This window comes from Enterobacter sp. RHBSTW-00901 (assembly GCF_014103115.1).
Lineage (GTDB): Bacteria > Pseudomonadota > Gammaproteobacteria > Enterobacterales > Enterobacteriaceae > Enterobacter > Enterobacter cloacae_P.
The window spans coordinates 4238778-4258499 of the sequence record NZ_JABXPB010000001.1 but is presented as its reverse complement, the minus strand read 5'-3'; the positions used below and the strand labels follow the sequence as shown (position 1 = coordinate 4258499).

Sequence of the window (19722 nt, the reverse complement as noted above, 5' to 3'; positions counted from 1 at the left end):
GTGAGGATTCTGTAATGAAAAAAATCAGCTTACCGAAAATTGGTATTCGTCCGGTGATTGATGGTCGTCGTATGGGGGTTCGTGAGTCGCTGGAAGAGCAGACCATGAACATGGCGAAGGCTACCGCCGCGCTGCTCACCGAAAAGCTTCGTCACGCCAGCGGCGCGCAAGTTGAATGCGTCATCGCCGATAGCTGTATTGCCGGGATGGCCGAATCAGCCTCCTGTGAAGAAAAATTCAGCAGCCAGAACGTCGGTGTGACCATCACCGTGACACCATGCTGGTGCTACGGTAGCGAAACGATCGATATGGATCCGATGCGCCCGAAAGCCATCTGGGGCTTTAACGGAACCGAACGTCCGGGTGCCGTTTATCTCGCCGCCGCGCTGGCCGCGCACAGCCAGAAAGGCATTCCAGCCTTCTCTATCTATGGTCATGATGTACAGGACGCTGACGACACCTCAATTCCTGCTGACGTTGAAGAAAAACTGCTGCGCTTTGCGCGTGCTGGTTTAGCCGTCGCCAGCATGAAGGGGAAGAGCTATCTCTCCGTTGGCGGCGTTTCAATGGGGATTGCCGGTTCCATCGTCGACCACAACTTCTTCGAATCCTGGCTGGGCATGAAGGTACAAGCGGTCGATATGACCGAACTGCGCCGCCGTATTGACCAGAAAATCTACGATGAAACCGAGCTGGAAATGGCGCTGGCGTGGGCGGACCAAAACTTCCGCTACGGCGAAGACCAGAACGCTCAGCAGTATAAGCGCAATGAAGCGCAGAGCCGTGAGGTGCTGAAAGAGAGCCTGCTGATGGCGATGTGTATTCGCGACATGATGCAGGGTAATCAAAAGCTGGCGGAAAAAGGGCTGGTTGAAGAGTCCCTGGGCTACAACGCCATTGCGGCAGGCTTCCAGGGTCAGCGCCACTGGACCGATCAATACCCTAATGGCGATACTGCTGAAGCGCTGCTCAACAGCTCCTTTGACTGGAACGGCGTGCGTGAACCCTTTATCGTCGCAACCGAAAACGACAGTCTCAACGGCGTGGCGATGCTGATGGGCCACCAGTTGACCGGCACCGCGCAGGTGTTCGCCGACGTGCGCACCTACTGGTCTCCGGAAGCGGTAGAACGCGTGACCGGGCAACCACTCAGTGGGCTGGCCGAACACGGTATTATCCACCTGATTAACTCCGGCTCTGCGGCACTGGACGGCTCGTGCAAACAGCGCGGCAGCGATGGTAAACCAACGATGAAGCCACACTGGGAAATCAGCCAGCAGGAGGCTGATGCCTGCCTGGCAGCCACCGAATGGTGCCCGGCGATCCACGAATACTTCCGCGGCGGCGGCTTTTCCTCCCGCTTCCTGACCGAAGGCGGCGTGCCATTCACCATGACCCGCGTGAATATCATTAAAGGCCTTGGTCCGGTGCTGCAGATTGCAGAAGGATGGAGCATAGAATTACCGAAAGAGATGCACGACCAGCTCGACGCCCGTACCAACTCAACCTGGCCGACGACCTGGTTTGCACCGCGGTTGACCGGTAAAGGGCCATTTACCGATGTTTATTCCGTGATGGCTAACTGGGGGGCAAACCACGGCGTACTGACCATCGGCCACGTCGGCTCCGACTTCATCACCCTGGCATCAATGCTACGTATTCCGGTCTGCATGCATAACGTGGAAGAATCGAAGGTTTATCGCCCTTCCTCCTGGGCCGCGCACGGAATGGATAGCGAAGGTCAGGATTACCGCGCCTGCCAAAACTACGGTCCACTGTACAAACGTTAATCCCGACGTCTTTGCCTGGGAGCGCAAGCTTACCGGGCCGACAAAATACCGAATAGTAGGCCGGATAAGCGCAGCGTTATCCGGCAACGTTTCAGGAGTTGTTATGAAACAAGATGTTATTCTGGTTCTCGACTGTGGTGCGACCAACATCCGGGCCATTGCCGTTGACCGTCATGGCAAAATTGTCGCCCGCGCCGCCACGGCAAATGCCAGCGAAATCGCCGTAGAGAATAGCGCCTGGCATCAGTGGTCTCTGGATGCCATTATGCAGCGCTTCGCAGACTGCTGCCGAACGCTGACGACGGAACTGGCAAACTGTCGCATTCGCGGCGTAACGGTGACCACTTTCGGCGTCGACGGCGCACTGGTCGATGAGCGCGGCAAGCTGCTCTACCCGATCATCAGCTGGAAATGTCCACGCACTGCCGAAGTGATGAAAAATATCGACCGATTGCTGTCACCTCAGCGGCTTCAGGACATTTCCGGTGTCGGTGCATTTGGCTTCAACACCCTCTATAAGCTAGTGTGGCTAAAAGAAAATCATCCACAGCTGTTGGAACAGGCACATGCCTGGCTGTTTATTTCTTCGCTGATTAACCACCGCCTGACCGGGGAATTCACCACCGACATGACTATGGCGGGAACCAGCCAGATGCTGGATATTCAGCGGCGTGATTTCAGCGGCGAAATTTTGCAGGCTGCCGGTTTGACGCGCCGACTGTTTCCACGTCTGGTCGAAGCTGGCGAGCTAATCGGGGCGTTACAACCAGAGGCTGCCCGTCTGCTTGGCCTCCCCACCGGGATCCCGGTCATTTCAGCCGGACACGATACCCAGTTTGCCCTATTTGGTGCAGGTGCCAGACAGGATGAACCCGTGCTCTCATCCGGGACGTGGGAGATCCTGATGGTACGCAGCGCGCAGGTCGATACACCGCTGCTCAGCCACTACGCTGGTTCAACGTGCGAGCTGGACAGCCAGCCTGACCTGTATAACCCCGGCATGCAGTGGCTGGCATCAGGTGTGCTCGAATGGGTGCGCAAACTACTGTGGACGGAAGAGACGCCCTGGCAAACGCTGATTGAAGCTGCTCGCCTCATTCCCGAAGGGGCCGAGGGCGTGAAAATGCACTGCGATCTCCTCGCCTGCCAGAATGCAGGCTGGCAGGGCGTCACGCTCAACACCACGCGAGGCCACTTTTATCGTGCTGCTCTGGAAGGTCTCACCAGACAGCTGGCGCAGAATCTGCGTACGCTGGAGGCAATCGGCCACTTCAACACGACCGAACTGCTGCTGGTCGGCGGCGGTAGCCGCAACACGCTGTGGAACCAGATAAAAGCCAATATGCTCGATATTCCCATCAAGGTACTCGACGACGCCGAAACCACAGTGGCTGGCGCAGCTATGTTTGGCTGGTACGGCATTGGCGAATTTACCAGCCCGGAACAGGCCAGAGCGCAGGTGAACTATCAGTACCGCTACTTCTATCCACAAACTGAACCCGAACTGATTGAGGGCGTTTGAGATGCTAAAAACGATTTCACCATTGATTTCCCCAGAACTGCTGAAAGTGTTGGCCGGGATGGGCCACGGCGATGAGATTATTTTTTCTGATGCCCACTTCCCCGCTCACAGCATGGGACCGCAGGTTATTCGCGCTGATGGGCTGAAGGTCAGTGACCTGCTGCAGGCAATCATTCCGCTGTTTGAACTCGACTGCTACGCGCCGCCGCTGGTGATGATGGCCGCAGTAGAGGGTGATTCCCTCGACCCCACCGTCGAAGCTCGCTATCGCGATGCGCTTTCTCTGCAATCCCCTTGCCCGGAGATCATCCGCATTGACCGCTACGCGTTTTACGAACGCGCGCGAAAAACCTTTGCGATCGTTATCACAGGTGAGTGTGCTAAGTACGGGAATATTCTTTTAAAAAAAGGAGTGACGCCATAATCTCATGCTGGTGCGCTCGCCTGACGCGGGCGCGTATCGAATGATGGGGCGAGAAAAGATGAAAGCGGCACGCCAGCAAGCGATAGTAAACCTGCTGATCCAGCATAAAAGCCTGACGACGGAAGCCTTAGCCGCCCAGCTTCACGTCAGCAAAGAGACCATTCGCCGCGATCTCAGCGAACTACAGATTCAGGGGAAAGTTCTGCGCAACCACGGCCGGGCTAAATACATTCATCGGGAAAACCAGGACTGTGGTGACCCTTTCCATATGCGTCTAAAGAGCCACTTTGCACATAAGGCCGATATCGCCAGAGAAGCGCTGGCCTGGATCGATGCCGGGATGGTCATAGCCTTAGACGCCAGTTCGACCTGCTGGTATCTGGCACGGCAGTTGCCGGACATCGATCTTCAGGTTTTTACCAACAGCCACCCAATCTGCCTGGAGTTGGGTAAACGTGAACAGATTCAGCTCATCAGTTCCGGCGGTAAGCTCGAACGTAAATACGGTTGCTACGTCAATCCCTCGCTGATTTCACAGCTCAAGTCGCTGGAGATCGACCTGTTTATTTTTTCCTGCGAAGGGATAGACAGCCACGGAGGGTTGTGGGATTCCAATATGGTCAATGCCAGCTTCAAATCGCTGCTGCTTAAGTACGCATCTCAGTCTTTATTGCTGGTTGATAAAAGTAAGTTTAATCGTTCGGGGGAGGCTCGTTTTGGACATCTGGATGAAGTGACACATATTGTGTCTGATACAAAGCTGTTTAACATAGGGAGTTAAGGGCTCAGACCTGCCGCAGGTTCGAATCATCTATATCGCAGATAGCAAAAAAGCGCCTTTAGGGCGCTTTTTTACATTGGTGGGTCGTGCAGGATTCGAACCTGCGACCAATTGATTAAAAGTCAACTGCTCTACCAACTGAGCTAACGACCCCTTGCGGGATGTACTTCAAATTTATTCAGGCTGGTGGGTCGTGCAGGATTCGAACCTGCGACCAATTGATTAAAAGTCAACTGCTCTACCAACTGAGCTAACGACCCATCTGGGTGTTAGCCTGAATATTCACTCGGAACCAATATAAATTGGTGGGTCGTGCAGGATGACTCGGCTTTGCCTCGCCCTTCGGGCCGTTGCTGAAGCAACGTTATCCTTCACGTTTAACATCTGAGTAAGACATTAAAATTGGTGGGTCGTGCAGGATTCGAACCTGCGACCAATTGATTAAAAGTCAACTGCTCTACCAACTGAGCTAACGACCCGAGTGGTGGGTGATGACGGGCTCGAACCGCCGACCCCCTCCGTGTAAAGGAGGTGCTCTACCAACTGAGCTAATCACCCACTCTGTACTGCCGGTAATGCGTTAAGTGGTGGGTCGTGCAGGATGACTCGGCTTTCGCCTCGCCCTACGGGCCGTTGCTAAAGCAACGTTATCCTTCACGTTAAGCTATTACTATCCACCTAACTTATTGGTGGGTCGTGCAGGATTCGAACCTGCGACCAATTGATTAAAAGTCAACTGCTCTACCAACTGAGCTAACGACCCACTTTTACGCTGTTTTCACGTTGTTTGATATCCCGTGGCAACGGCGGCATATATTACTGATTTAAGAATTCTGCGCAACAAAAATTTCGATGAAGATCACTTAACTGCTTACGAATCATGCTGCACGACCAGAAATAACGCGATTTCTGGTCATGCGATAATCATCCCATCGAACTCAGACGTTTTTGCGCCTGTTTAGCACCTTCGGTGCCAGGGAATTTTGTGACGACTTGCTGATAAACCGCTTTGGCTTTCGCAGTGTCACCTTTGTCCTGCATGATCACGCCGACCTTAAACATCGCATCAGGCGCTTTTGGCGATTTTGGGTAATTTTTCACCACAGAGGCAAAATAAAACGCCGCATCGTCCTTCTTACCCTTGTTGTAATTCAACTGACCCAACCAATAGTTCGCATTGGGCAGATAAGTGGAATCAGGGTATTTCTTAACGAAGTTCTGGAACGCAACGAGAGCGTCTTCCTGACGAGATTTATCCTGCACCAGGGCAATAGCTGCATTGTAATCCGTATTGGCGTCACCGCTCTGTACAGGCGCACCTGTCGAAGCCGAAGCATTGTCTGCCGGAGCAGGTGTTGCTGTCGCCGCACCGCTCTGATCGCCCGCTGCTGGCTGCGCTGCAGCACCGCCGCTGCTCAGGCTATCTATCTGCTGCAAAATTTGCTTCTGACGATCCATAACCTGGTTAAGCTGATATTGGCTTTCCTGAATCTGGCCACGGAGAGAGTCAATATCGTTTTGGTTATCGGAAAGTTGCTGCTGGAGTTGAGTTAAAAGCTGGCTGTGAGCGTTAGAAATACGCTCGAGTTGAGTGACCCGGTCTTCTACCGAGCCTGAGCCGACACTACTGATTGGTGCCTGAGCAAAAGCGGCCCAGGGGGCCGCTATTCCAACCAGTAACGACAGACTCAACAGATGATGTCTGAAGTTACTGCTCATGCAATTCTCTTAGTAAACCAGTACGGCACGACGGTTTTTGGAGTAAGCCGCTTCGTCGTGACCCAGTACTGCAGGTTTTTCTTTACCGTAAGAAACGATGGAGATCTGGTCAGCAGAAACGCCTTTACCCTGCAGGTACATCTTAACGGCGTTAGCACGACGCTCACCCAGGGAGATGTTGTACTCTGGAGTACCACGTTCGTCCGCATGACCTTCTACGGTGACTTTGTAAGATGGGTTGCTACGCAGGAAGTTAGCGTGAGCATCCAGCATCGCAGCGAAGTCAGAACGGATGTCGTATTTATCCAGATCGAAGTAAACGATGTTGTTCTGCTGCAGCTGCTGCATCTGAAGACGCGCTTGCTCTTCAGAAGACATGTTGCCATTGCCGTTAGCGTCCATACCGGTGCCGGCACCCATCATGCCTTCGCCGCTCTGGTCATTGCTTGCGTTCTTGTTAGAAGAACACGCTGCGATTGCCATTACAGGCAGAGCGATCATCAGCCCCTTCAGCACTTTGTTCAGTTGCATTTCTATGATTCCTTTAGTAATCAATTAATTATTATTTACAGATACGGCGACCAGGCAGGTGATTTTACCTGTCCATCAGTTGCCGGAATACGCGCTTTGAAACGCCCATCTGTAGAAACCAGATTCAGCACAGATCCCATCCCCTGAGAAGAGCTGTAGATTACCATCGTGCCGTTAGGTGCCAGACTTGGCGTTTCATCCAGGAACGTTGACGACAGAACCTGCACGCCACCCGCTACCAGATCTTGTTTGGCAATGTGCTGCTGCCCACCGTTGGAGCTAACCATTACCATAAATTTACCGTCGCTGCTCACGTCTGCGTTCTGGTTCTGCGTACCTTCCCAGCTAATACGTTGCGGAGCACCGCCGTTGATATTCACTTTATAGATTTGTGGACGGCCGGCCTGGTCAGAAGTAAATGCCAGGTTCTGGCTGTCCGGGAACCAGCTTGGTTCAGTGTTGTTGCTACGACCATCAGTCACCTGGCGAATTTGACCAGAACCGACATCCATCACGTACAGGTTCAGGCTACCGGTTTTAGACAGGGCAAATGCCAGCTTAGAACCGTCCGGAGAGAACGATGGAGCACCGTTGTGACGTGGGAACGAAGCGACCTGACGAACAGCACCGTTAGCCAGCGTCTGGATAACCAGCGCAGAACGACCGCTTTCGAAGGTAACATAGGCCAGTTTGGAACCATCCGGTGACCAGGCTGGAGACATCAGCGGCTGAGAAGAACGTTTCACCAGGAACTGGTTGTAACCGTCGTAGTCAGACACACGCAGCTCATACGGGAACTGACCGCCGTTGGTCTGCACCACATAGGCGATACGGGTACGGAATGCGCCTTTAATGCTGGTCAGTTTTTCGAATACCGCGTCGCTGGCAGCGTGAGCCGCGTAGCGCAGGTACTGTTTAGTGACCTTGTAAGAGTTCTGTGCCAGAACGGTGCCCGGTGCGCCGCCGGTATCAACCAGCTGCCATGCAACGTTGAAAGAACCGTCTGGGTTAGGGGTAACCTGACCCACCACCACGGCATCAATACCCAGCGCAGACCATGCGGCAGGCTGTACCTCCTGCGCGCTGCCCGGCTGCTGTGGCAGACGAGAACGATCTAATGGGTTGAATTTACCGCTGTTACGCAGGTCAGCTGCAACGATGCCACCCGCATCTTCAGGTGCAGCACCTGGGCCAGCCCACTGGAACGGAACAACACCGATTGGACGCGCGGAGTCCACCCCCTGGGTGATCTCGATACGTACCTCTGCGTGCAGCACAGCTGCCCACAGCATTAAGAAACCAAATGCTACACGTAATGCCTGCTTCATCATATCTCCCTTATCCAGGTAACCTTACCCACGATAATTTAGCAGAATGTTAACAAACTCAAATAGACAAAACTACCAGAACCCTGTGACTAAACCTGGTCTAAATTTCCCCGTTTGCACGGGGAAAATGTAACTTAAGGTTTGAAGTCCAGCGGTGCATTTTTGAATGTTTCATACACAGCCTGAGACGGTGGTTTCGGGAATTTCGTCATTCTGCTGGTTGCAGATAACATCTGCTGACAGAATGCGTCATCCCCACCTTCCGGCTTCACGCTAAGTATGCTGCCGTCAGAACTTATATTTACACGCAAAGTACAGGTCTTGCCTTTATAGGTTTCCCAGTCATACAGATGACCACGAATAGCTGCCTGCACCTGTGAAATATACGAAGCAATCTCGGCCTGTGATGCACCACCCTGCCCTTGTTTACTTCCTTTAGCAGGAGATGCCCCACCAGCGCTACCACTGGTAGTACCTTTCGGCGCATTCTTACCAGCACTCAAGTCGCCAAGTAGATCGTCAACGCCTGCAGCCGCGGCAGCTTTCTCAGCGGCTGCAGCCTTTTTCGCGGCGGCTTTATCAGCGGCAGCTTTCTTATCGGCAGCGGCTTTCTCTGCTGCAGCTTTCTTATCCGCAGCAGCTTTCTCAGCGGCAGCTTTTTTGTCTGCTGCGGCTTTTTCAGCGGCAGCCGCTTTTTCAGCAGCAGCTTTCTCTGCAGCAGCGGCTTTCTTCGCAGCATCAGCAGCTGCTTTCTTCTCAGCTTCCTGAGCAGCTTTCTTCGCGGCTTCTGCTTCAGCTTTCTTCTCAGCATCCGCAGCCGCTTTCTTCGCTGCTTCCGCTTCGGCTTTTTTCTGAGCATCGGCAGCCGCTTTCTTCGCTACTTCTGCTTCAGTTTTCTTCTGAGCGTCGGCAGCGGCTTTCTTCGCTGCTTCCGCTTCAGCTTTCTTCTGAGCATCGGCAGCCGCTTTTTTCGCCGATTCTGCCGCTAATTTAGCCTGGGCATCAGCCTGTGCTTTCGCGTCCGCTGCAGCTTTTGCAGCCGCTTCTTCCGCCTGCTTTTGCTGTTCCTGTGCTTTCTTCGCGGCCTCTTCAGCCTGCTTCTGCTGTTCCGCCTGCTCTTTTGCAGCTTCCTGCGCCTGCAAACGTTCTTTCTCAAGCTGCTTCAGACGCTCTTGCTCGGCGGCCTGCTTTTCACGCAGTTCATCCGCTTGCTGTTGCGCCTGTTTCTCACGCTGCTCTTCAGCTCGTTTTGCACTCGCTTTCTGCTGCTGCTGACGATTATAGTTCTGCACTACCGCACCGGGATCCACCATCACGGCGTCGATGGAAGAACCTCCACCGCCGCCCGCTGATGCATCGATATGCTCGTCGAACGAACTCCAGATCAGTGCTGCAAAAAGAATAACGTGCAGCACTGCGGAGACGATTATCGCTCGCTTAAGCTTGTCGTTCTGTTCGGTTGCCTTTGACACTATCGGTTCCCAAAAACTACGCAGATGATCAAATAGGCTGAGTCATTAAGCCAACTGACTTAACACCCGCACTATGTAGCAAGTTCAGCGCTTTAATAATTTCATCGTATGGTACGTCTTTCGCGCCACCGATTAAGAAGACCGTTTTCGGATTTGACTCCAGGCGTCGTTGCGCTTCAGCAATAACCTGCTCAGGTGGTAGCTGATCCATACGATCTTTCTCTACCACCACGCTGTATTGCCCTACGCCGGAAACCTCAATGATGACTGGAGGGTCGTCATTGGTGCTTACCGCCTGTGATTCTGTCGCATCCGGCAGATCAACTTCCACGCTCTGGGTAATGATGGGCGCTGTCGCCATAAAGATCAGCAGCAGTACCAGCAGTACGTCCAGCAGCGGAACGATATTGATTTCGGACTTGAGCTCGCGACGCCCCCGTCCACGCGTTCTGGCCATGGTTTACCCCTTGTTGCTCTCGGTGCTGGTAAACGCCTGACGGTGCAGAATCGCGGTGAACTCTTCCATAAAGTTGTCGTAGTTCAGTTCCAGTTTGTTCACACGCTGGTTCAGACGGTTGTAAGCCATTACTGCCGGAATTGCAGCAAACAGACCGATTGCCGTTGCAATCAGTGCTTCTGCAATACCCGGTGCCACCATCTGCAACGTCGCCTGCTTCACCGCACCCAGCGCGATAAAGGCGTGCATGATCCCCCATACCGTACCAAACAGACCGATGTATGGGCTGATGGAACCTACGGTACCCAGGAAAGGAATATGCGTTTCAAGATTTTCCAGCTCGCGGTTCATGGAAATGCGCATCGCACGCGATGCACCTTCAACGACCGCTTCCGGCGCATGGCTGTTAGCACGATGCAGACGGGCAAACTCTTTGAAACCGCTGTAGAAAATTTGCTCGGAGCCTGCGAGGTTCTCACGGCGTCCCTGGCTTTCCTGGTACAAACGAGAAAGTTCGATACCTGACCAGAACTTATCTTCAAACGCTTCCGCCTCACGGCCTGCTGCATTGAGGATACGTGTTCTCTGGATGATGATAGCCCAGGATGCGATTGAAAAACCAATCAAAATCAACATGATAAGTTTAACCAGAAGGCTAGCCTTCAGGAACAAATCAAGGATATTCATGTCAGTCACTGCTTAAACTCCGCGACAATAGACTTAGGAAGCGCACGAGGCTTCATTATGGTTGGATCAACACAAACAATCAGTACTTCAGCTGAGTTCAGTACGGTGTTCTCTGCATTGACTATCCGCTGCGTGAAAACCAGTGAGGTTCCGCGCATTGATGTAATTTCAGTTTGGACTTCGAGCATATCGTCGAGTCTGGCAGGCGCAAAATACTCAAGCGTCATCTTGCGTACCACAAAGGCAACTCGCTCAGCCAACAGTACCTGTTGGCTAAAGTGATGATGGCGCAGCATCTCTGTGCGTGCCCGTTCATAAAAAGCAACGTAGCTGGCGTGGTAAACCACACCACCGGCGTCAGTATCTTCGTAATAGACACGAACCGGCCATCGAAACAGCGTTGTATTCACTTTACATCCCGGTAATGCAACAAAAGTTAACTCTTTTAAACTTCGCTACTATACGCGCGGGAAAGATGGTTTGGAATGGGAGAAAGTAAACGGAGAGTAAATTTTTATGGGCTCGGGTAAGCCCATATCATTAACGGACATTTCTTATTCAGAAGAAGAAGAAAATCAAACCGGCGAGAAGAACCAGATCGGCGAGCAGCGGGCAAAAAAGACCCTGCCAGTGAAGTGCTTTCGGACGAAAGCCCACGCCGTGAATGACGCCAGCACACACCGCCCACATAATGAGGAAGCCGTGCCAGATCTCAAGCTCGCTGGTCTTTGCCGCGAAGCGCGACGGGTCCCAGAAGATACAGCCTGCCAGCAGTAATGCCATCACTAAAGAAAGCGCCCTTAACGGGCGCTTATCCATTACCGCGTAAAGCATCGCGATAATTTTCATTAGTGTTTTTCTTCACCCGCTTTGGACGCTTCAACGTGCTCAAGCGCCAGTGCGGTGATGACACCAAAGGCACAGGCAAGAAGCGTCCCTAAAATCCATGCGAAATACCACATATTCAGCTCCTTACTTAGTACATAGAGTGGGTGTTGCTTTCGATATGTTCTTTGGTGATACGACCGAACATTTTCCAGTAACACCAGGTGGTGTAGAGCAGGATAATCGGTACGAGTACACAAGCCACATATGTCATCAGGTTCAGCGTCAGCTGGCTGGAGGTTGCATCCCACATGGTCAGGCTAGCATTCATCATGGTGCTGGATGGCATCACGAATGGGAACATAGCAATACCCGCAGTCAGGATGATGCACGCCAGCGTCAGTGAAGAGAACACGAACGCCAGTGCGCCTTTTTCCAGACGAGACGTCAGCACCGTCAGCAGTGGCAGCAATACACCCAGTGCCGGGATAGCCCACAGCGCAGGAGTATTGTTGAAGTTCACCAGCCATGCACCAGCCTGACGAGCCACTTCTTTGGTCAGCGGGTTAGACGGTGCAGCGTGGTTGATAGCAGACGTCACTACGTAACCATCAATACCGTACATCACCCAAACGCCAGCCAGTGCGAAGCAGACCAGCGTTACCAGAGCAGCAACCTGAGCTGTCGTGCGAGAACGCAGGTGCAGTTCACCCACAGTACGCATCTGCAGATAGGTCGCGCCCTGGGTAATGATCATCGCCACACTCACTACGCCTGCCAGCAGACCAAACGGGTTCAGCAGCTGGAAGAAGTTACCGGTGTAGTAAAGACGCATGTAATCGTCGATGTGGAACGGTACGCCCTGCAGCAGGTTACCGAACGCCACGCCAATCACCAGAGGTGGAACGAAGCTACCAATGAAGATGCCCCAGTCCCACATGTTGCGCCAGCGGGTGTCTTCAATCTTGGAACGGTAGTCGAAACCAACCGGACGGAAGAATAAAGACGCCAGCACCAGAATCATCGCCACGTAGAAACCGGAGAACGCAGCCGCGTAGACCATCGGCCAGGCAGCAAACAGTGCGCCGCCTGCGGTGATCAGCCACACCTGGTTACCGTCCCAGTGTGGGGCGATGGAGTTGATCATGATTCGACGCTCGGTGTCATTACGACCGAGGAAACGGGTGAGCATGCCCACCCCCATGTCGAAACCATCCGTGACCGCAAAACCGATCAGCAGGATACCGACCAGCAGCCACCAGATAAAACGCAATACTTCATAATCGATCATTTGATGACTCCTGTCTTAGCGTGCCGGCTGAGTAGTCGCACCGGACTGCTCGTAGTGATAGCGACCGGTTTTCAGGCTGCTTGGGCCAAGGCGCGCGAACTTGAACATCAGGAACAGTTCAGCCACCAGGAACAGGGTGTACAGACCACAAATCAGCAGCATGGAGAAGATCAGATCGCCCGCTGTCAGGGTAGAGTTCGCGACCGCTGTTGGCAGCACCTCACCTATCGCCCACGGCTGACGGCCATATTCCGCCACGAACCAACCGGATTCGATAGCAATCCACGGCAGTGGAATACCGTACAACGCGGTACGCAGCAGCCATTTTTTCTGACCAACGCGGTTACGAATAACAGACCAGAAGGACGCTGCAATGATCAGCAACATCAGGATGCCGCAGCCCACCATGATACGGAAGGCGAAGTACAACGGCGCAACGCGTGGAATGGAGTCTTTGGTTGCCATCTGAATCTGTGCTTCCGTCGCGTCGGAGACGTTCGGGGTATAGCGTTTCAGCAGCAGACCGTAACCCAGGTCTTTCTTCACGTTATTAAACTGATCGCGAACCGCCTGGTCGGTAGAACCGGCACGCAGTTGTTCCAGCAACGCATAAGCTTTCATACCGTTACGGATACGGCCTTCATGCTGCACCATCAGTTCTTTCAGGCCAGTCACCTGTTTGTCGACGGAGCGAGTAGCAATGATGCCGAGCGCGTAAGGGATCTGGATGGAGAAGTGGTTTTGCTGCGCATCCTGATCCGGAATACCGAACAGAGTAAAGGCAGCCGGAGCCGGTTGCGTTTCCCACTCAGCTTCGATAGCCGCCAGCTTGGTTTTCTGCACGTCACCCATTTCGTAACCGGATTCATCACCCAGAACGATAACGGACAGAATCGCTGCCATGCCGAAGCTTGCCGCGATGGCGAAGGAACGTTTAGCGAAAGCGAAGTCACGACCACGCAGCATATAGTAGGAGCTGATGCCCAGAATGAACATCGCACCACACACATAACCAGATGCTACAGTGTGAACGAATTTAACCTGTGCGACCGGGTTCAGTACCAGCTCGGCAAAGCTGACCATCTCCATACGCATGGTTTCGAAGTTGAAATCAGACGCGATCGGGTTCTGCATCCAGCCGTTCGCCACCAGGATCCACAGCGCGGACAGGTTAGAACCTAATGCCACCAGCCAGGTTACCGCCATATGCTGGACTTTACCCAGACGGTCCCAACCGAAGAAGAACAGACCTACAAAGGTGGATTCGAGGAAGAAGGCCATCAGACCTTCAATGGCCAGCGGCGCACCGAAGATATCCCCTACATAGTGGGAATAGTAAGACCAGTTAGTCCCGAACTGGAACTCCATGGTCAAACCGGTTGCCACGCCCAGTGCAAAGTTGATACCAAACAACTTGCCCCAGAACTTGGTCATATCTTTATAAATCTGTTTGCCGGAGAGGACGTAGACCGTTTCCATGATGGCCAGCAGGAACGCCATACCGAGCGTCAGTGGCACAAACAGGAAGTGGTACATCGCGGTCAAGGCAAACTGTAAGCGCGACAGTTCGACTATATCTAACATCATGACTCCTTGCTCATCGCATGAAGACTCCGAGAGTGGACGCCGTTAGATACGACGGATCCACACACATGCCCCAATACAAAATTATCTGCTTCCCTTCTTCGTTGCTTATTCTCTACAGGAGGAAAAAGCAGTGATGAAAAGTTACAAATACGTTAATAAAAAACCCAAATTGATCCCGCAAATATAATACGCTGCAAAACCCTTACAATAAACAGGTTTTTATTGAATCACTTTTACGTTTTTCGACGGTGATCAATTTATAGCAAAACTACCACTTTTCAGCCATTTTGATCGGGGACAATTTAACGTCTTTTGGTATCTTTTTCCAAGGATTAAACATTGATTTAAATCAAAAACAATCACCATTGTTAACCATGTTTAATTGCAGTACGAATGGTGAAAATCATGTTAATGACATGTACATCACGAGGTATTGATGGTTATCAAATGCAGGGAATAATATGAACAGAAGTGATTTTAATTAACGAGAAAGGACAATGCAGTTTCACATGCAGGTAAACATATAATGATAGCCACCTCACAGTATTTTTCCATTGCTTTACTGTAACTCTTCGCAATTACATTTAATTTACCTTTACCAACCACAAAATTAACACCGCTTTGTGACTATTCGATGAAACAAAAGACCGCAATGTCTGCGGTCTTTTGAACGTGTGGAATGTTACCCCTCTATCTGAATACTAAAGGTACGCGACTGCCCCGGGCGAAATGCCCCCACGATGCCTTTTTCGTCATGCCCGCCCTCTTTAGTGCGTTCATTCATGTCGGTTTCGTGGCACCCTTTAATCGTCCGGTTTACCGCTAAAGTGGCATCGTAAGAGGTCGACTCCGATGGATTGAACAGGCGAAGGATAAGGGCTTCGCCGTCTTCTGACTTTTTCAATGCACTCAACATACAACCTGTCGGTGGCAACGTTAACAGGCTGTAGCTCTCCGGCGTCCTGAACGCAGCGCGGTTAAGTTTCATCGCATCCCAGGGGATTTTGTTATAGCAGTGAACCGGGGTAAGCCATGCCTTCGCCTGCTGGGCAACACCGGCATCGTCAGGCGATCCGCTAAAACTATAGAGGCTAAAACGGCAGTCAAGCTGGCCACGAACCTGCGAGTCCGGTACGGGCATCTTGATACCAGATGGTCTTCCCGGCCGCAGGAGTAAATCCTCCTTCCCGAGAACCCCCACTCCGCGCAGAAGCGTCAGGGCAAATGTTTTATGAGCGTCACCGATAACTTCAAATTCCCGCAGTCCCTCAGTGAACAACGCCATTCCATGATGCTTTTCCTGGAGTACGGCGTAGTTGAGGAGATTCCAGACCGGCAGTGGCGCTTCCTTCCACCCCTCTTCCTGCCAGTTCGTCATGGCCTCATCCCACACAGGGCGCGTCAGCGAGCCAAACTGCGTATCGGCTAACACCGCTTCCGTATTAAACGGCGTGGGGATCAGTACACGGAGGCGATGATCGTCAGCCTGATTATCCAGCCGAACCTCCACATCAATACGCCGGCTGTTATGGCTGAGCGTCACCGCCATTTCAGCAGTGAGAAGACCGTTTTGCTGGCGTGCCGAACGTTCGGTGAGGTTTGCCGGAACCGCCATTCGATGACGGATCAGCACCCTGCTCTGCCAGCCTTCATGAGTAACCTCAACGTCATGCTCGCCTTGCACTGAAGTGAGCCGCCACTCCTCTCGCGACGGAGAATAGTCATACTCATCACCATCATCGGAACTCTCTTCAATTTCCAGCACGCGGTCATAGATAAGACCTGACGCTTTATCGTGCAGACGCAGCGTTCCGTCACCGTTCAGGCTTATCTGCCAGAAGGCATTTTCCAGCAATGCCTCTGTTGTTTTCGTTGGCGGAAGCGCGTCACCCGCGATATGCGGTTCGATATACAGCGTGCGGTAGCCCATTGATGGCAGGTTCTGACTGAGCTGGATATCGAACGCCATAAACGGCTCATAATTCCCGTAATGGACGATCTGCCTGTCAATCAGCCCCGGGTCAAGTTCGCGGGCGTGGCGAATGAAATACGGAACGTCGTTGCCTTTATCATCCACCAGGCGGAACTGGCTGGCACGCAGGCGGATCGTCGTGTTAATCACCTCGTCACGCGGCCAGGGCATCAGGTTGAACATCACCAGTTTGTCTGCATCGCTTTGCGGCATGTTGTCGACAATCTTGCGCATATAAAAATGCGTCAGGTTATCGGCCATATCCTCAGCCAGCTCGAAACGCGAGAGGATTTCGCGATGCACCTTGTCGCTACAGCAGCAGCCAATGCTGTCGTGGGCGTGATTTTTCAGGATCTCTTTCCACATTTTTTCCAGCAGGCCGTGGTGGTATTCAAACCCCAGCGTCCAGGCAAGCGTTGCCAGCGGCTCCAGGACATTAACGATTTTGTTCTCTATGCGGGCATGCGCAATTTTAATGTCCATCCGCGTGGAGCCTATCGTCCGGTGCACACGCATGTATTTACCGTCGATAAACTCCCCTTTCAGCGTCGCCAGTTCTTCACGGTGTGCTTCAATATGTTCAAAGACTTCCTCAAACCGGCTCATCACAAATTTACGCTGCGGATAAATTTCACGAAGCTTATCCATCACTGCGAAAATGTTTTGCTGCAGCGGCATCTGGTCGTGACCGTTGGGCAACAATATCTCCTTCGTGACGGAGGCTTTTTCCAGCACCCCGAAGTAACTGTCGAGCCGTTTTCGTAACCCTTCTTCATCCTCCGGTAAGTACTTACCAATCGCGTAACCTAACGGCAGTACCTGTTTCGTGACCTCACTGCCATCCGCACTCTGCCATAAAAACTCCGTTTTATCTGTCCCGTGACGCTCTGAACAACCGCGCCAGAACATGGCTCGCGTAATACCAAAACCGTTATAAATGTGCGGAAGTTGCCCGGACATGCCGAACGAATCCGGCAGGTAGCCAATCTTCATCGGCTCGCCCAATGCCATACAGTCGCGGATGCCATACATCAGGTTGCGAACAATCGACTCGCCAGAAACAATTGTGGTGTCCGTCTGGGTATACCAGGGGCCAATAATCAGTTTCCCGGCCTCAACCAGTGCCTTCACCCGGGGCCGGTTTTCTGGTTTCACCGCGAAGTAATCTTCCAGAACCGCCGTCTGCCCGTCGAGGACGTAGTATTTGTATGCGTCATCCTGCTCAAGACGGGTGAGGATCTCCTCCATATTATTGACAAGGAGAATGCGCGACGCTTCAGTGGTGAAATACCACTCACGGTCCCAGTGCATATGCGGTGTAATATGAACGCGAGATACAGCTTTCATCTTCGTTTCCTGTTTGTGCGTGTTTATGGCATGGCGTCTTCAATGACGTATTTGCCGCGCTTTACCGCCTGACGTCGCCAGAAAAGTAAAATGAGTGTCGAGATGGCGGTCCCCACCAGCGCAGCCCCAAACCAGCCCACTGCCGCCGTGATGCCACCCATTCCGCTATGATGGAGCAAGAAGAGGGAGAAAATGCCCGCTCCCGGCGTGGACAACCCGATGCCCATTGCACCGACAATCGCACCGGTCACCATTGAACCCAATACGAATGAACCAATGACCCGCAGCGGATCTTCAATAGCCATTGGGATCGCCCCTTCGGTAATCCCCGCCAGCCCCAACAACCACGTTGACTTACCGGTTTCGATTTCAAACTGCTTGAAGAGATGTGGAGCCAGCAGGGTTGATGCGGTCACCGTGAAGGCGGACACCATTTTGACGGAGGCAAAAATGGCATACGGCCCATAGACACCGTTCGCCATCGCCCCCAGACAGAATGCATACGCCGCTTTGTTGACCGGCCCGCCCAGATCGAATGAACACATAAAGCCGAGAATCGTCCCCAGCAGCAGCGCGTTAGCCCCCGACAGTCCGTTGAGCCAGGCGGTAAGTGAATTGTTTATCCACGCCACGGGCTCACCGATCACAAACAGCATCAGACTGCCCGCCCCCAGCACGCCAATAACCGGATAGAGGTAATAGGTCAGAAAGCCGTTATAGCGATTATTGAGACGAATATGATTTTTCACCCAGCGCATCAGGTAGCCGGCAATCAACCCGCCGGCGATCGCTCCCAAAAAACCAGAGCCGATCATATTCGCGGCAAGACCGGCGGCGAACCCCGGAGCCAGGGCGGGTTTATCCGCCAGTGAGTAAGCTGTATAGGCGGCGAGCACGGGCACCATCAAAATGCCGAGCATGCCACCGCCGAGTTTGCGGTACATCCACAGCCATGAGTTTTCCTGATCGAACAGATGCTGTAAGCCCAGCATCTGCGCCAGCAGTACCGAGATAGCCAGCACCGTACCTCCCGCCACAATCAGCGGTACAGCAAACGAGATACCGCTCAGTAGCGCCTGCTTAAGCTCTATTTTGAAGCTCTTTTTATCCCCGTTCTGAGCCTGCACAGGGCGAGTATCCTGAGAAGGCTGCAATGCCAGAGCGCGCTCAATAAGGGCTTCAGCATGGCGAAGCGGTTCCGCTACCGGTACGGAAAGCGTGGGGATCCCCTGGAAGCGTTCGCTCTCTTTAACCGCCACTTCAGCAGCCAGAATACAGGCTTGCGCATGCTGCAATTGCCAGGCCGTTAACCGACCTTCAATACCGTTCGCCCCCTGTTTTTCCACCACCACGTTTACACCCAGCTTACGTCCCGCTTTCTCGAGGTATTCAGCAGCCATATACGTATGGGCAATCCCTGCCGGACAGGCGGTCACACAGACAAGGGTTGGCGCATCCACCAGAGGTGACGCTTCCTCAACCTGTGACGTTTCGTCCAGAGCAGCAAGCAGGGCTTCTGCCGTCGTCGCCGCCATCACGCGTGCCCGGAGTGCGTCATCAGCCAGCCGGGAAGTCAGCTCCGTTAACACCTGTATATGTGTTGAACCCGCTTCAGCAGGTGGAATAGCAAGCAGGAAAATCAATTCAACGTCTTCAGGGCCATCCACGCCTTCCCATTTAAGCGGCGCGTCCAGCGTTGCTACCGCAAAGGCAGCCTCTTTCACCACGGGCGATTTGCCATGTGGTACCGCCAGCCCTTCCCCCAGTGCGGTAGGGCCAAGCGATTCCCGACGGAAGACTTCTGCCAAAATTCATCACCATCGGTAATTTTTCCCAGCTCCAGCAGTCGCATCGTTAGCTGGCGTATTGCCTCATCACGGCTGCCATAGTGCCCCTTCACACAGACAGCGCCGGGATGGGTCAGGGTCGTCAGGTTCATACGGATCCTCACACTTATGTTGTTTTTATCTGAGGGCGATTGTGACAGAC

General features: G+C 53.0%; 16 protein-coding genes, 5 tRNA genes and 1 pseudogene. 4 read left to right on the top strand and 18 right to left on the bottom strand.

The features are described 5' to 3' along the window. The first annotated feature begins 14 nt into the window (after positions 1 to 14). From fucI to fucR, 4 genes are all read left to right on the top strand, one after another. Positions 15 to 1790, top strand: a complete 1776-nt coding sequence (gene fucI, locus HV318_RS20525) for an L-fucose isomerase (RefSeq protein WP_182274163.1) — start codon at positions 15 to 17, stop codon at positions 1788 to 1790. Positions 1791 to 1893: 103 nt separating this feature from the next. Continuing rightward, complete coding sequence (gene fucK / locus HV318_RS20520) at positions 1894 to 3312, top strand: L-fuculokinase (protein WP_182274162.1); 1419 nt, start codon at positions 1894 to 1896, stop codon at positions 3310 to 3312. Position 3313: 1 nt separating this feature from the next. Then, the gene (fucU, locus tag HV318_RS20515; protein ID WP_182274161.1) at positions 3314 to 3736 is read left to right on the top strand and encodes an L-fucose mutarotase; all 423 of its coding nucleotides are present in this window, start codon (positions 3314 to 3316) and stop codon (positions 3734 to 3736) included. Positions 3737 to 3794: 58 nt separating this feature from the next. Further along, complete coding sequence (gene fucR / locus HV318_RS20510) at positions 3795 to 4517, top strand: L-fucose operon activator (protein ID WP_182274645.1); 723 nt, start codon at positions 3795 to 3797, stop codon at positions 4515 to 4517. Between the two features lie 77 nt (positions 4518 to 4594). Here fucR and HV318_RS20505 read toward each other — a convergent pair. From HV318_RS20505 to mngA, 18 genes and pseudogenes are all read right to left on the bottom strand, one after another. Next, positions 4595 to 4670 (bottom strand) — tRNA-Lys (locus HV318_RS20505). A 31-nt stretch (positions 4671 to 4701) separates the two neighbouring features. Further along, a tRNA-Lys gene (locus tag HV318_RS20500) sits at positions 4702 to 4777 on the bottom strand. A 143-nt stretch (positions 4778 to 4920) separates the two neighbouring features. After that, a tRNA-Lys gene (locus HV318_RS20495) sits at positions 4921 to 4996 on the bottom strand. 3 nt (positions 4997 to 4999) lie between these two features. After that, positions 5000 to 5075: transfer RNA gene (locus tag HV318_RS20490), tRNA-Val, on the bottom strand. A gap of 129 nt (positions 5076 to 5204) precedes the next feature. Beyond that, positions 5205 to 5280: transfer RNA gene (locus HV318_RS20485), tRNA-Lys, on the bottom strand. A gap of 161 nt (positions 5281 to 5441) precedes the next feature. Next, positions 5442 to 6236 carry a cell division protein CpoB gene (gene cpoB / locus HV318_RS20480; RefSeq protein WP_182274160.1) on the bottom strand — a complete coding sequence of 265 codons (795 nt, stop codon included), beginning with the start codon at positions 6234 to 6236 and terminating at the stop codon, positions 5442 to 5444. Between the two features lie 9 nt (positions 6237 to 6245). Further along, positions 6246 to 6767, bottom strand: coding sequence for a peptidoglycan-associated lipoprotein Pal (gene pal / locus HV318_RS20475; RefSeq protein ID WP_003858578.1), 522 nt, complete (start codon positions 6765 to 6767; stop codon positions 6246 to 6248). A gap of 35 nt (positions 6768 to 6802) precedes the next feature. After that, positions 6803 to 8095 carry a Tol-Pal system beta propeller repeat protein TolB gene (tolB, locus tag HV318_RS20470; protein ID WP_182274644.1) on the bottom strand — a complete coding sequence of 431 codons (1293 nt, stop codon included), beginning with the start codon at positions 8093 to 8095 and terminating at the stop codon, positions 6803 to 6805. 134 nt (positions 8096 to 8229) lie between these two features. Beyond that, positions 8230 to 9567, bottom strand: coding sequence for a cell envelope integrity protein TolA (tolA, locus tag HV318_RS20465; RefSeq protein WP_182274159.1), 1338 nt, complete (start codon positions 9565 to 9567; stop codon positions 8230 to 8232). A 28-nt stretch (positions 9568 to 9595) separates the two neighbouring features. Further along, positions 9596 to 10024 carry a colicin uptake protein TolR gene (gene tolR, locus HV318_RS20460; protein WP_181622709.1) on the bottom strand — a complete coding sequence of 143 codons (429 nt, stop codon included), beginning with the start codon at positions 10022 to 10024 and terminating at the stop codon, positions 9596 to 9598. Between the two features lie 3 nt (positions 10025 to 10027). Further along, a complete protein-coding gene (gene tolQ, locus HV318_RS20455) occupies positions 10028 to 10720 on the bottom strand; it encodes a Tol-Pal system protein TolQ (RefSeq protein ID WP_182274158.1) in 693 nt (230 codons plus the stop codon). Beyond that, positions 10717 to 11121: a tol-pal system-associated acyl-CoA thioesterase gene (ybgC, locus tag HV318_RS20450; RefSeq protein WP_003858593.1), complete on the bottom strand. Its 405-nt coding sequence runs from the start codon at positions 11119 to 11121 to the stop codon at positions 10717 to 10719. The genes tolQ and ybgC overlap by 4 nt, the downstream gene beginning before the upstream one ends. Positions 11122 to 11269: 148 nt before the next feature. Continuing rightward, a complete protein-coding gene (gene ybgE, locus HV318_RS20445) occupies positions 11270 to 11560 on the bottom strand; it encodes a cyd operon protein YbgE (protein WP_182274157.1) in 291 nt (96 codons plus the stop codon). After that, the gene (gene cydX, locus HV318_RS20440) at positions 11560 to 11673 is read right to left on the bottom strand and encodes a cytochrome bd-I oxidase subunit CydX (RefSeq protein WP_006177208.1); all 114 of its coding nucleotides are present in this window, start codon (positions 11671 to 11673) and stop codon (positions 11560 to 11562) included. The genes ybgE and cydX overlap by 1 nt, the downstream gene beginning before the upstream one ends. Positions 11674 to 11687: 14 nt before the next feature. After that, the gene (cydB, locus tag HV318_RS20435) at positions 11688 to 12827 is read right to left on the bottom strand and encodes a cytochrome d ubiquinol oxidase subunit II (protein ID WP_182274156.1); all 1140 of its coding nucleotides are present in this window, start codon (positions 12825 to 12827) and stop codon (positions 11688 to 11690) included. A 15-nt stretch (positions 12828 to 12842) separates the two neighbouring features. Continuing rightward, entirely contained in the window at positions 12843 to 14411 is a 1569-nt protein-coding gene (gene cydA, locus HV318_RS20430; protein WP_182274643.1) for a cytochrome ubiquinol oxidase subunit I, read from the bottom strand. A gap of 685 nt (positions 14412 to 15096) precedes the next feature. Then, entirely contained in the window at positions 15097 to 17733 is a 2637-nt protein-coding gene (gene mngB / locus HV318_RS20425; RefSeq protein WP_182274155.1) for a mannosylglycerate hydrolase, read from the bottom strand. A 23-nt stretch (positions 17734 to 17756) separates the two neighbouring features. Then, positions 17757 to 19672: pseudogene (mngA, locus tag HV318_RS20420) on the bottom strand (PTS 2-O-a-mannosyl-D-glycerate transporter subunit IIABC). Positions 19673 to 19722 lie beyond the last annotated feature (50 nt).